The organism is Romboutsia sp. CE17, from assembly GCF_012317385.1.
In the GTDB taxonomy this organism is placed as follows: Bacteria; Bacillota; Clostridia; order Peptostreptococcales; family Peptostreptococcaceae; genus Romboutsia_E.
The window spans coordinates 1,034,983-1,047,731 of the sequence record NZ_CP051144.1 but is presented as its reverse complement, the minus strand read 5'-3'; the positions used below and the strand labels follow the sequence as shown (position 1 = coordinate 1,047,731).

General features: G+C 27.6%; 12 protein-coding genes. 5 read left to right on the top strand and 7 right to left on the bottom strand.

What is annotated here, in order from left to right; genetic code table 11:
* Positions 1-156: 156 nt before the first annotated feature.
* A complete protein-coding gene (locus HF520_RS04975; protein WP_243155197.1) occupies positions 157-699 on the top strand; it encodes a flavodoxin domain-containing protein in 543 nt (180 codons plus the stop codon).
* 78 nt (positions 700-777) lie between these two features.
* Here HF520_RS04975 and HF520_RS04970 read toward each other — a convergent pair whose 3' ends face one another.
* Positions 778-2,205 (bottom strand): MATE family efflux transporter, encoded by a 1,428-nt coding sequence (locus tag HF520_RS04970; protein ID WP_168572980.1) that lies wholly within the window; start codon positions 2,203-2,205, stop codon positions 778-780.
* A 529-nt stretch (positions 2,206-2,734) separates the two neighbouring features.
* Between HF520_RS04970 and ftsH the strand changes: the two genes are divergently transcribed.
* Entirely contained in the window at positions 2,735-4,657 is a 1,923-nt protein-coding gene (ftsH, locus tag HF520_RS04965; RefSeq protein WP_168572979.1) for an ATP-dependent zinc metalloprotease FtsH, read from the top strand.
* 69 nt (positions 4,658-4,726) lie between these two features.
* Here the strand turns inward: ftsH and HF520_RS04960 are convergent, their stop codons facing one another.
* Positions 4,727-5,137 carry a hypothetical protein gene (locus tag HF520_RS04960; RefSeq protein WP_168572978.1) on the bottom strand — a complete coding sequence of 137 codons (411 nt, stop codon included), beginning with the start codon at positions 5,135-5,137 and terminating at the stop codon, positions 4,727-4,729.
* A gap of 229 nt (positions 5,138-5,366) precedes the next feature.
* On the opposite strand from HF520_RS04960, the gene HF520_RS04955 reads away from it, so the two are divergent.
* The 3 genes from HF520_RS04955 (at position 5,367) to HF520_RS04945 (ending at position 7,590) form a co-directional block, all read left to right on the top strand.
* Entirely contained in the window at positions 5,367-5,720 is a 354-nt protein-coding gene (locus HF520_RS04955) for a hypothetical protein (RefSeq protein WP_168572977.1), read from the top strand.
* Between the two features lie 156 nt (positions 5,721-5,876).
* A complete protein-coding gene (locus tag HF520_RS04950) occupies positions 5,877-6,374 on the top strand; it encodes a peptidylprolyl isomerase (protein ID WP_334296649.1) in 498 nt (165 codons plus the stop codon).
* Positions 6,375-6,507: 133 nt separating this feature from the next.
* Entirely contained in the window at positions 6,508-7,590 is a 1,083-nt protein-coding gene (locus HF520_RS04945; RefSeq protein WP_330586307.1) for a PTS sugar transporter subunit IIC, read from the top strand.
* Positions 7,591-7,738: 148 nt separating this feature from the next.
* Here HF520_RS04945 and HF520_RS04940 read toward each other — a convergent pair whose 3' ends face one another.
* The 5 genes from HF520_RS04940 to HF520_RS04920 all read right to left on the bottom strand — a co-directional run bounded on the left by HF520_RS04940 (position 7,739) and on the right by HF520_RS04920 (position 12,745).
* Positions 7,739-8,206, bottom strand: coding sequence for a hypothetical protein (locus HF520_RS04940; protein WP_168572975.1), 468 nt, complete (start codon positions 8,204-8,206; stop codon positions 7,739-7,741).
* A 102-nt stretch (positions 8,207-8,308) separates the two neighbouring features.
* Positions 8,309-10,336: an ABC transporter permease subunit/CPBP intramembrane protease gene (locus HF520_RS04935; protein WP_168572974.1), complete on the bottom strand. Its 2,028-nt coding sequence runs from the start codon at positions 10,334-10,336 to the stop codon at positions 8,309-8,311.
* Positions 10,326-11,129, bottom strand: coding sequence for an ABC transporter ATP-binding protein (locus tag HF520_RS04930; protein ID WP_168572973.1), 804 nt, complete (start codon positions 11,127-11,129; stop codon positions 10,326-10,328). The genes HF520_RS04935 and HF520_RS04930 overlap by 11 nt, the downstream gene beginning before the upstream one ends.
* A gap of 142 nt (positions 11,130-11,271) precedes the next feature.
* Positions 11,272-11,709: a MarR family winged helix-turn-helix transcriptional regulator gene (locus HF520_RS04925; protein ID WP_168572972.1), complete on the bottom strand. Its 438-nt coding sequence runs from the start codon at positions 11,707-11,709 to the stop codon at positions 11,272-11,274.
* 136 nt (positions 11,710-11,845) lie between these two features.
* Positions 11,846-12,745: an NAD(P)/FAD-dependent oxidoreductase gene (locus HF520_RS04920; protein WP_168572971.1), complete on the bottom strand. Its 900-nt coding sequence runs from the start codon at positions 12,743-12,745 to the stop codon at positions 11,846-11,848.
* Positions 12,746-12,749 lie beyond the last annotated feature (4 nt).

Genomic DNA, 12,749 nt, shown 5'->3' with positions numbered 1-12,749 from the left:
TTATATATTCCTATATTAATTATAGCTAACTTTGTTAGATAATTATTTACATAAATTTATAATTTTATGAAATTACAATTTCTTTTTTGTACTAATTGATATATTCTTTATAGTATATCCTTTAAAACTATTATTTTTATGAACTAAAACAAGGGGGTGTTACATATAGAAACTATAGTTATATATAAATCTAAAACTGGATATACAAAAAAATATGCTGAATTCATTGCCGAAGATTTAGATGCCGAAATTTATGATCTTCAGGAAATAAGTATAAAAGATTTAGATGATTATGGTACTATAATCTATGGAGGGGGCCTATATTCTGGTATAATCAATGGAATTGACTTTATAACTAAGAATTTAGAAAATTTGCAAAATCATAAAGTAATAGTCTTTGCAACGGGTATATGTTCTGGAATAGATGATGAGATTACTGAAATTAAAAATTCTAATTTTACAAATGAACAACAAAAAATTATCTCTTTCTTTTATTTGAGAGGAGGATTCAATTTTAAATCACTTTCTTTAATGGATAAATATTTAATATATTTGATAAAACTAAAGCTTAAAATAAAGAAAAATCTAACTTCAAACGAAAGAGATATGCTTTCAATTTATGATATTCCTGTTGATTTTACTAAGAGAGAAAATATATATAAATTAGTTGAAAAAGTAAAATATAATATAGATTGTTAATAAAAAAATTATAATGATTTATATAACCTATAGAATTATATTTAGTATATATAATCTATAGGTTATTATTTTTATTATTTAATTTCTTGTAGAAAATTTTACTAATTGTTTTTTATTATTTAAATAGTTATTTTCTTTACTATTTTCTTCTAGTGGTTTTATTTCTTTATTATAAACATATTTAAATCCAAAATAACATAGTATAACAGATGCAATTTCAGCTATTGGAAAGGACAACCATACTAGATTTAAATTTCCTGTTTTTGATAATAAGTATGCTACTGGTAATAATACTACTAATTGTCTTACTGCTGATACCATTAAGCTAAGTAATCCTTTACCTAGTGATTGGAACATAGAACTTACTATAATACAAAATCCAGCAAATAAAAAACTTAAACTTATAGTTTTAAGAGCTACTACCCCAATACTTATAAGAGATTCTGATGCATTGAACATATTAAGTAATTGTTTTGGAAATAATTGCAGTATAGCTAATCCAATAAACATCATTCCCATAGCATATATTATACTAATTTTTACTGTTTTCATCATTCTATCTTTATTTTTAGCTCCATAGTTATAAGAAACTATAGGTACCATCCCATTATTTAGTCCGAATACTGGCATAAATATAAAACTTTGTAATTTGAAATATACTCCAAATACTGCAGTAGCTGTTGAAGTGAATACTAAAAGAATCTTATTCATACCAAATGTCATTATTGACCCTATCGATCCCATAATTATTGAAGGTATTCCTACAGAATATATTTTCTTTATTGTGTTTAGATTCGGTTTAAATCCTCTCATTTTAATTGTTATTTCATGATTCTTAGTTATATTAAAATAAATGGCTAAAATCATAGCAGTAATTTGACCTATAACTGTAGCAATAGCTGCTCCAGCTATTCCCATCTTTGGTAAACCAAACAATCCAAAAATTAAAATTGGATCTAATATTATATTTATAATAGCTCCAAGTCCTTGAGTAATCATAGTGTAGAAAGTCTTCCCCGTTGACTGCATTAATCTCTCAAAAACAAATTGACCAAATAATCCAAAAGAAAAAGTTGTGCATATAATTAAATAAGTATATCCACCCTCTACTATCTCTTTTACATTTGTTTGACTTTCAAAGAAATATTTTGTTCCAAATATACCAATTAAAAGAAATAATACATAATTAAGTAAAGATAAAAATATACCATTATTAGCTGCATTATTTGCCTCTTCATAGTTTTTTTCTCCCAATGATTTTGAAAGCAATGCATTAATTCCTACACTAGTACCGGAACCTACTGCAATCATAAAGTTTTGTATTGGAAACGCTAAAGATACTGCAGTTAGAGCATTTTCACTTATTTGAGATACGTATATACTATCTACTATATTGTATAATGCTTGAACTAACATTGATATCATCATAGGTAGTGACATGCTTATAAGTAATTTATTTATAGGCATCACTCCCATCTTATTTTCTTGTAACGTGCTATTATCCATCCCTATTAACCTCCTCTGTCTTTTAGTTGCATTTACAACTATATATTCATAAATATAGGTATTATTTCTATAAGAATAGCAATAATACCTATACATATAAAGTGTATACATCTTTTTTTCTATTGTCAATTAATATAACTTTTATGCTAATTTAATTTTAATTTAATTTCACTTAACTTTTCAATAAATAATCTATATCTTCAAAATCATGAGTAGACATAAGTGTTAATCTAAGTATCGACTTCCCTTTTTTAACTGTTGGAAATCTTATTGCTGGTATAAATATATTATATTCAAGGAAAGCTTCTCTATGCTGACGATTTTTTCATCTCCTATTAGTATAGGGATTATTGGAAAGTTACAATTAATATTTATATTAAAATAAAAGGAGAATTATTAAAGTTTTGTAAGAAAATGCGTTTGATATTGTAAATTTGCATAAAATATATTATTATATTCAATAAATAATTTTACTTTAAAATAGTTATTCAAATAACTGTTTAGTATTTTTACTAAGGAGATTCAAAATATGGATGATAATAAAAAACCAAAAAAACCCCTTATTTACTATTACATAACGACCTTGCTAATAGTAATGTTATTAAATGCTTTTTTATTTCCAAGTATGAAGTCAATGTATACTGAAGAGGTAGACTATGGCAAATTTATATCAATGTTAGAAAATAAAGAAATAAAGAGTGTTGAAGTTCAAAGTAACGAAATATTATTTACATCTTCTAATCCTAAATCTGGAAAAGTATATGTAACAGGAAAAATGGATGATCCTGATTTAGTTAATAGGCTTGAAAGTGCTGGAGTAACCTTCTCTAAAAGTATTCCTAAGGAAAGCTCTCCTATACTTAACTTCATACTAACATGGATAGGTCCAATATTAATATTCTTCTTACTTGGACAAATGTTTTCAAAGATGATAACAAAAAAAATGGGCGGTCCTGGAGCTATGCAATTTGGCAAAAGTAATGCTAAAGTCTATGTAGAAGCTCAAACAGGTAAAACCTTTAATGATGTAGCTGGACAAGATGAAGCAAAAGAAGCCTTAACAGAAATAGTAGATTTCTTAAATAATCCAGATAAGTATCGACAAATAGGAGCCAAGATGCCAAAGGGAGCTTTATTAGTCGGCCCTCCAGGTACAGGTAAAACCTTACTTGCAAAAGCAGTTGCTGGTGAGGCTAACGTTCCGTTCTTCTCTATATCAGGCTCTGAATTTGTTGAGATGTTTGTTGGTATGGGAGCTGCTAGAGTTAGGGATTTATTTAAGCAAGCCCAAGAAAAAGCTCCTTGTATAGTCTTTATCGATGAAATTGATACTATTGGTAAAAAACGTGACAACGGAAGTGGAATGGGCGGAAATGATGAACGTGAACAAACACTTAATCAATTGCTTACAGAAATGGATGGATTTGATGGTGGTATAGGTGTAGTTATACTTGCTGCAACTAATAGACCTGAAAGCTTAGATAAAGCATTACTTAGACCCGGACGTTTCGATAGAAGAATACCAGTTGAAATGCCAGATTTGGCAGGTCGTGAATCCATACTTAAAGTTCACGCAAAAAATATAAAAACTGAATCTAATATTGACTTTAATGTAATTGCAAGAGCAACTTCTGGTGCATCAGGTGCTGAACTTGCTAATATAGTTAATGAAGCTGCAATTGCAGCTGTAAAGGATAATAGAAACTTAGTTTCCCAGAAAGATTTAGAAGAAGCAGTTGAAGTAGTAATAGCTGGTTATCAACGTAAAGGTGCTGTCATTTCTGACAAGGAAAAGAAGATTATTGCTTATCATGAGATAGGTCATGCACTTGTTGCTGCTATTCAAACTAATAGTGATCCAGTTCATAAAATAACAATAATACCTCGTACTTCGGGGGCACTTGGATATACAATGCAAGTTTCAGAATCAGAAAGTGTGCTTATGTCTAAAGAAGAAGCCTTCAACAAAATAACTACATTTACAGGTGGTCGTGCTGCAGAAGAAATAATATTTAATATATGTACTTCTGGCGCTTCAAATGATATTGAACAAGCTACAAAAATAGCTCGTGCAATGGTTACTAGATTTGGTATGAGTGATAAATTTGGTATGGTTGCTTTAGAGACAGTTAATAACCCTTACTTAGGAGGCGATACTTCCTTAACTTGTTCTTCCACAACAGCTGCTAAAGTAGATGAAGAAGTTCTTAGTATAATAAAAGAAGCTCATAAAAAGGCTAGTAAAATATTAAGTGATAACTTAGATAAATTACATGAATTATCTAATTATCTTCTTGAAAAAGAAACAATAACAGGCCAAGAGTTTATGAAAATTTTAAATGACGAAAGTGTACCTGAAATAAAGAAAGATAATAACAATAAGTTAATCGAACATACTGGTATAACAGAAAATGTAGAAAATATCGTAGATGATTTAGATATTGAAGAATAGTTATATAAATTATAAAGGAGCTTAGCTGAATTTACTAGTTAATTCAGCTAAGCTCCTTTTATATTTAAATTACTTATACATCTTATCTTCTTTATTTATAATGCTATCAGAGTCTATGTTATATTTTATAGCCTTACTTATAGCTTCTTCTACTGTTTTACCTAAAGCCATAAGACTTGTCGAATTATAAGTCATCTTTTCTAAAGTACCAAAACAAAATCTACATCCACTTGTAAATGCTAATAAAGTATAATGTCCATCATATTTTTCCTTAGATATATAGTCTGCTATAACCATAGCTTGAACTAAATCCATCTGTTCCATATCTTTTATAAAAGTTAATCTATCCTCTAACACTATACTTTTTTCTTTTAAATTATCTAGCTTGACTATTGCTTCTTTAGAATTAACATCATGTATATATACGCCCATTACTCTATGGCCATCATCCTCATATAAAACTCTATCTCCAAACTTCATAAGACCCCTCCTATTAAATAGATCCTAAGCCCTTAGTAGTACTATGATGTTTATAAAAAATATATACTTATAAATTATTTAAAATACTACAATAAAATATCTTTTATAGTTATCTATTATATAATATTGTGTATCATTATAAAAAGAGCCTGTCCATAAAAATAGATTTTATAGTATAATAAATCTTATATTCATATACTATATATAAATTTAAGAAAAAGGTGATATAATGGAATTTTTACAATTTGATGATCTAAGTTCGTTTTCAAAAATAGGGTTAGATGAAGAAACATTAATGATGCATAGCAAATGTGGAAAATATAGTTTTTATATTAATTTTAAAGATGAAGTAAAAGGTATCGATTATTATGACTTAGCTATAGCTACTCAAACTTCTAATGGATTTATAAATAAAACTGGAGATGCTAAGACTATAAAAAAAATAGTACTAGATACTTTGGCTGGTAAAGAAGTTAAGGATGATATTAAAAAGAAAATAGAAAAAACTTCCATTTCAAAATCAAATAAAACGCAGCTAAAAACTCCTTTTTATGCTAATGCTAAAAAAAGAAGACGTAAGTAATAAAAATATATAAGGGCGGTAAATATTATGACTAATAAACAAAAAAAAGGATTATTTGCAAGTATACTTGCTTCAGCCTTAGCTCTAGTAGGATGCTCGTCAGAAAGTAATATTGAAGAAACTAGAACTCCACCAAAAGAACTTCCAGTTGCAACAATGATTGTAAAAGATTTTGGTAGAGTTGAAATAGAACTTTACCCTCATATTGCTCCTAATACTGTTAATAATTTTATATATTTAGCTAATAGCGGGTTTTATAATGGACTAACTTTCCATAGAGTTATAAAAGACTTCATGATTCAAGGAGGAGATCCTGAAGGAAGTGGTATGGGTGGACCTGGATATAAAATAAAAGGAGAATTCAGTAAAAATAAATTTCAAAATGACTTAAAGCATACAGAGGGTGTCATATCTATGGCTAGAAGTCAAAATAAAAATAGTGCCGGCAGCCAATTTTTTATAGTTACTAAAGATGCTTCCCATTTAGATGGACAGTATGCTTCTTTTGGTAAAGTTATAAATGGAATGGATATAGTTCATGATATTGAAAATGTTCAAACTGGAGCTAATAATAAACCTATTAATGATGTTATTATTGAATCTATAAAAGTTGATACTAAGGGTGTAGATTATCAGGAGCCTGAAAAAATCTAATATATACGCAGAAAGACTTATACTTATATAAGTCTTTTTTAATATGTACGCTAATATTGAATAATCTAATTTTAATATATTTTTATGTAATAACAGTTGTCTTGTCACATGTATATGTATATGTATATAATTATTGTATACTATATATAAAGGAGGGCTCATTATTAATAATATATTACATATACCATCAAATTTAAGAATATTCTTCAAAAAGAAAAATATAGAAGTTTCAGTCAATAGATACCTTATTGATTCACTTAGTTCTATGGCACTCGGTCTTTTTTCTTCTCTGCTGATAGGAACCATTTTTAACAGTATTGGTGAGGCTTTTAATATAAGCCTATTTACAGAAGTAATAAATCCAATTGCAAAACAGGTAACAGGACCTTGTATAGCTATGTCAATAGCATATGGGCTTCAAGCTCCACCTTTAGTAATGTTTTCTTCAGCTATAGTAGGTGCTTGTGGTTATGAATTAGGTGGACCTGTAGGTGCTTTTATGTCTGCATTATTATCTAGTGAATTTGGTAAATTAATTTCTAAAGAAACTAAAATTGATATAATAATTACACCAGCCCTTACTATTTTAGTAGGAGTATTAACAGCTCAATTTGTAGGTCCTTTAGTCTCCACTTTTATGTCATATTTTGGAAATCTTATAATGAATGCTACTGATATGCAACCAATCGTAATGGGAGCTTTAGTTTCATCTTTAATGGGTATAGCTCTTACTCTTCCGATAAGTAGTGCAGCAATATGTATGATGCTAGATCTTAGTGGTTTAGCAGGTGGGGCTGCTACTGTAGGATGTTGCTGTCAAATGATTGGTTTTGCTGTTATGAGTTTTAAAGAAAATGGATTTAGTGGATTAGTAGCACAAGGAATTGGAACATCAATGCTCCAAATGCCTAATATAATAAAAAACTATAAAATATGGATACCTCCAATTCTAGCTTCTATGATTCTAGGTCCATTGTCTACTACTATATTTAAAATGGAAAATATACCAATCGGATCAGGTATGGGAACTAGTGGCTTTGTAGGTCAATTTGGAACTATTGCTGCTATGCAAAAATCTGGTTATAGTGTTTTTATGATTTATACAGGTATAATCCTACTTCATTTCATACTACCTGCTATAATAACTCTTTTAATTTCTTCTATGATGAGGAAAAAAGGATTAATTAATGATGGAGATTTAAAACTAGATTTATAGTTCTAAAACTATAATTATCCATTCACCTTCATTTTATATAACTCATATACATCTTAATAAACCTTCTATTTCCCATTTTTGTTGCAAATTTATAATATAAACAAATGGTGAACTATTTAAAGTTCACCGTTTATTTATATATTTTTATTTAGTTACATCCACAATTACAGTTTCCTTTACATCCCCAATTATTTGATGTTGGTGAAGTAGATGCTGAATCATATCCAAAGTCATCTAAATCACATCCTTCAACATCTTCATATAGATTTTCATAACATTCCACACTCTTAGCTAAGCAGGCTTGAGCTTGTTGCATTAAGCATATACCTTCATCTGCTAATTGATTATATCTATCCCAAAGTTCATTTGCTCTCATACATTCTTCAATAGCCTGTTGCTTTAGACATTCTGCTCTTTTTTCTGCAGCGATTGCCTCTTGAGCTATCTTATTAGCTTTATTACTTAAACATTCAGCTTGTTGACATTTATCATTTGCAGATTGTTTGAATTGAATACATTCATTTGTAACATTATTAGAACTTACACAATTTGATTGATTAGATCCACATGATTTTTTTAAACATGATTTTTTACAACATTTTTTCATAAATATCATTCAACCATCCTTTTTAATATTATATTTAGAGAATTTTTTCTCTCCTAATATATACTATTCAAGGACTTTAAATTTGCGACAAAATTATTCATTTTTATCTTATTATTTATTTTTTTCTGTTTTATTCATTCTTTTTAATAATCTACTTCCTAGAGTTATAAATAATAAACCTATTATTAAATAAATCATTACTTGATTAAATGTTAATGCTACTACTTCACTACTCGATTCTGCTAATTCTAAATTTGCTGTATAGTGACTTACCAAAACAGCCAATCCATTATTTAAAAAATGCATAATCATACTTATAAATATTGAATTTGTTTTACATACAGCGTAAGCAAATGATATACCAAGTATACCTGTTGGTATCATTCTAATAAAGTCCATATGCATAAATCCAAATAATATACCTGTAATTATTATCGCACTCTTATATGACTTTTTATTATTTCTAAAAGCACTTAGTAAAAATCCTCTAAAAAATATCTCTTCACATACAGCCGGCATACAAGCTACTATTAATATATTTAGTAACAAACTGTCTTCTATGAACAACGCCTCATTTAATCCTTCTACAACTTCCATATTTTGAGGGAATAAATATAATAATAGTTGTGTTATTAACATTGCAATTGTATATGTGCCTATCCAAAGACTTATAGCTCCAAATATTTGTTTTATAGTTGGAAGTTTTAAATTAAATACTTTCTTAAAATTAGATTTTATATAATATGCAAATAGTAGTGGTAAGCTTATAATCATAATTTGAGTTATTGCAAGACCTGCCATTCCAAATTTAATCTGTACTAAACTTCCTACATATATTAAAAGAACCAATCCAAATGCATACATAATTATCCCATCACTTTGGCTAGGCATAGTTCCTTTTTTAATATTAGATCTTCTTTCTAAAAATGAAAAACTTTTACTACTTCCAAATAATATTTCTTCTGAATTAAATATTTTTGATAATAAAATTACAGCTAGTATAACAAAAGCAAAATTTGACATGAATACCATTGCAATTAAACCAATATTTGAATTGAAACTTAATACACTTTTTATAAGTAATGAAATATTTACTACAGGGATTATAGCTGTTGTGCTATCTAACTTCATATTGGGTATCATTGATACATATGATGGTATTAGAACTAAGAACATTACAGGTGTAATATAGTTTTGTGCATCCTTAAAACTCTTTGCAAAAGAGCATACACACATACTAACCGCTGATATTACCATAGCAAATAAACAAACACATAATAATGTAATTATAATCGGTAATATTAATTCATTTATATTAAATTTACTAATCTCTAATCCTTCTACTATACTTCCACTTAAAAATAAATATGATATTGTTAGAAGTATCGATAATATATTAAGCACAGCTGTTACTATAGCACAAAAAGATACGGCCATATATTTCCCCATTACAAGCTCTAAGTTACTTATTGGTAAGGTAAATAATGTTTCTAAAGTTCCTCTTTCTTTTTCTCCTGCCATAGAATCTATTGCTGGATATATTGCTCCAAGTAAAACTCCTATTATAAGTATAATTGGAAGAACTTGCCCTAAGAAGAACCCTGCTATTTCTTCAGTTTTTGCTACATCTCTAGTTTCAAAAACTATAGGCTCTAATATCTTATTTACATCTAGTCCATTATTATTTAACTCTCTTTCAGTTAAACTAAGTTTATATGTATTTAAGATCTCTTCTAGCTTTATGCTAACTGTACTTGAATTTTCTTTTGATGAATTTATGTATACATAATAGTTTTCTATATTATTATTTTCATCAATTTCTAAGTAAGCATCTAATCTACCATCTTCTAGTTCTTTTATATAACTTTGACTTTCTATTATATTTATTTTTGAATCTGTTTCATCATCATAATTGTCTATTATTGAAATTAATGAAGAACTTGGTTCTTTACTAAATGCTATGTTTATATCTTTACTACTTATACTATTCATAGATGATGATAGTATTTGAGTCATTACTATCATTAACACTGGATATAAAATTATTGGAAGGATAATCCCCATAAATAATGTCTTTTTATCTCTGAGTATATCAATCATTTCTTTTTTAAAAATTGCTTTAACCATCTTAATCCTCAAGTAAATCTCCCCTCTCACTTGCAAGAGTTATAAATATATCTCTCAAACTATTAGTATTATATTTTATCTTTAATTCTTCACAAGATCCGCTTTCTATAAATTCTCCCTTGTGAATCATATATATTCTATCACATAGGGTTTCAGCTTCCTCCATATAATGTGTTGAATAAATTACTGTTTTTCCTCTATTTCTTTCATTTTTCATAAAATCAATTATTGATTTGCTACTTATTACATCTAGTCCTAAAGTTGGCTCATCAAAAATGTATACTTGTGGTGAGTGGACTAAGCATCTTGCTATTGATGTACGTTGATTTTGACCTGTTGATAAATTTTCTATTCTATTATCTATAAAACTCTCCATATCCATAACATCTATTATTTCTTCTATTGATTTCTCTATTTCGTTTTTTTCCATTCCATAAAGACTTGCAAATGTTTCTAATAATTCTCTTGGCGATAACCTATTATAGAGTTTTGTATTTCCTGATAAATAACCAATTTCTTTTTTGGCAATATTCTTATCATCTGAATAATCATATCCAGCTATTTTTATACTACCCGATGTAGGTGTTAATATGCCACCTAACATTCTTAGTAAAGTTGTTTTTCCTGCACCATTTGGACCTAAAATACCTATAATCTCTCCTTTATTTGCACTAAATGATATATTATTAACTGCAAGGAATTCTTCTTTTTTAGTTAAAAACCTCTTTTTCTTTTTTAATGATTTTGAATGATCATCTTTTACTGCTCTTGTAAATGATTTAGATAAGCCTTTTACTTCAATCATTATATACTCCCTCCTCCTTTTTATTTATTTAACTAGATTATAGTGTAATTATATAATTTTTTGTATACAAATATAATAAGGCATGAAATCTACATTTGTATTTCATACCTTATTATATTTACTATACATTAATAGTTTAAATCTATATATTAATATTGTTGCACACTTTTTCAAGTAATTTATCCATAGCCTCTTCTTCTTCTTCTGTTAAACTTTGGCTTATCATATGGTTCCAATCTCTTAAAACATCGAATACATTTTCTCTTATCTCTTTAGCTTTATCAGTTAAATAAACCTTATTAGACCTCTTATCATATTCATCCTTGACTCTAGTAATAAACCCTTGTTCTTCTAATTTTTTTAATGCTCTTGCTGTCGTGCCTTTATCTATTTTTAACTTTTCAGAAATTTCTTCTTGATTTCTGCCATCTTGTATATAAACTTCCAGTAAAAACATAAACTGCCCAGAACTAATACCGTATTTCGATACTTCTTTATTAATGAAAACGCTACCTTTTCTGTATAATTGAGAGATGTATTTTCCTATATGTCTGTTATCTCTCCTCTTTTCATTATTCAATTTAATCCCACCTTCATGTATATTGTTATATAATTATATCATATTTAGTTTCAGTCACAATTGTTTTGTAATATAAAAAGCTGTAATAAAATATAAGTTTATTACAGCTTTTTATAGAACTATATAGTATAAATGTTTATTTTATATTTTTAATCAATGCTTTACATTCTTTTTCTATATCATAAATAGTGCTATGAATATATATTCCATTTCCACAAGCATATATATTATTTCTTGAAGTCATATAATTTTGATCAACCTTTGGACCTGTAGTTTCTGGATTTAAAACTATATTGCTTCTCATAGCCACGACACCATCGCTTAACATTGGATATGCAAATATTAAAGTATCACAATTTATCTCTTTCCTATCATCTTCTTTTTCGATAATAACATTACTAATTCTTCCAGATCCATTAATTGATATTATATTATATCCTTCATATACATTATTAGTTAAGTTCATTTTTTCTATTTTACTTTTATTGCCTTTATCACAAAGTATTCCAACAATATTGATTTCACTATTTTTAAGTTCTTCTTCAATCATATAAATTGTAGCATCTCCAACTATTAATATATTTTTCCCTGGAATCATTTTTTCCATTGCAAAAATTTTTTTAGACATGCCTACAGTAAGAATACCTGAAGATCTATCTCCTACCATTGAAACTACATTTCTTGATTTTTCTTTACCTCCATTTGCAATGATTATATTTCTGCCTTTTACTTTTTCTATTCCTCTACTTGAACTTGTACATATTACTTCATTATTATCTTCTATTTTTAATACCATAGTATTTAAGTAAATATCTATATCATATTTTTTTATTTCTTCTAATAACTTTTCTTTGTATTTTATTCCAGTAATATAATTATCTCCGCCTATGTTATAGTTACCATTACTTAACATTCCTCCAAGCATTGGATCTTTTTCTATAATTAAAATATTTTTTATATTTTGTTTTTTAGCTTCTATTGCACATAAAATACCTGAAGCTCCACCACCAACAATAACTAAATCATATTCTCTCATTATA

What these genes read in the sequence shown, in the direction of transcription:
- HF520_RS04940 (WP_168572975.1), bottom strand. Translation starts at nt 8,206, where the DNA reads ATGATATTTATGAAAAAATGTTGTAAAAAATCATGTTTAAAAAAATCA.
- HF520_RS04960 (WP_168572978.1), bottom strand. Translation starts at nt 5,137, where the DNA reads ATGAAGTTTGGAGATAGAGTTTTATATGAGGATGATGGCCATAGAGTA.
- ftsH (WP_168572979.1), top strand. Translation starts at nt 2,735, where the DNA reads ATGGATGATAATAAAAAACCAAAAAAACCCCTTATTTACTATTACATA.
- HF520_RS04970 (WP_168572980.1), bottom strand. Translation starts at nt 2,205, where the DNA reads ATGGATAATAGCACGTTACAAGAAAATAAGATGGGAGTGATGCCTATA.
- HF520_RS04930 (WP_168572973.1), bottom strand. Translation starts at nt 11,129, where the DNA reads ATGATTGAAGTAAAAGGCTTATCTAAATCATTTACAAGAGCAGTAAAA.
- HF520_RS04920 (WP_168572971.1), bottom strand. Translation starts at nt 12,745, where the DNA reads ATGAGAGAATATGATTTAGTTATTGTTGGTGGTGGAGCTTCAGGTATT.
- HF520_RS04950 (WP_334296649.1), top strand. Translation starts at nt 5,877, where the DNA reads ATGATTGTAAAAGATTTTGGTAGAGTTGAAATAGAACTTTACCCTCAT.
- HF520_RS04955 (WP_168572977.1), top strand. Translation starts at nt 5,367, where the DNA reads ATGGAATTTTTACAATTTGATGATCTAAGTTCGTTTTCAAAAATAGGG.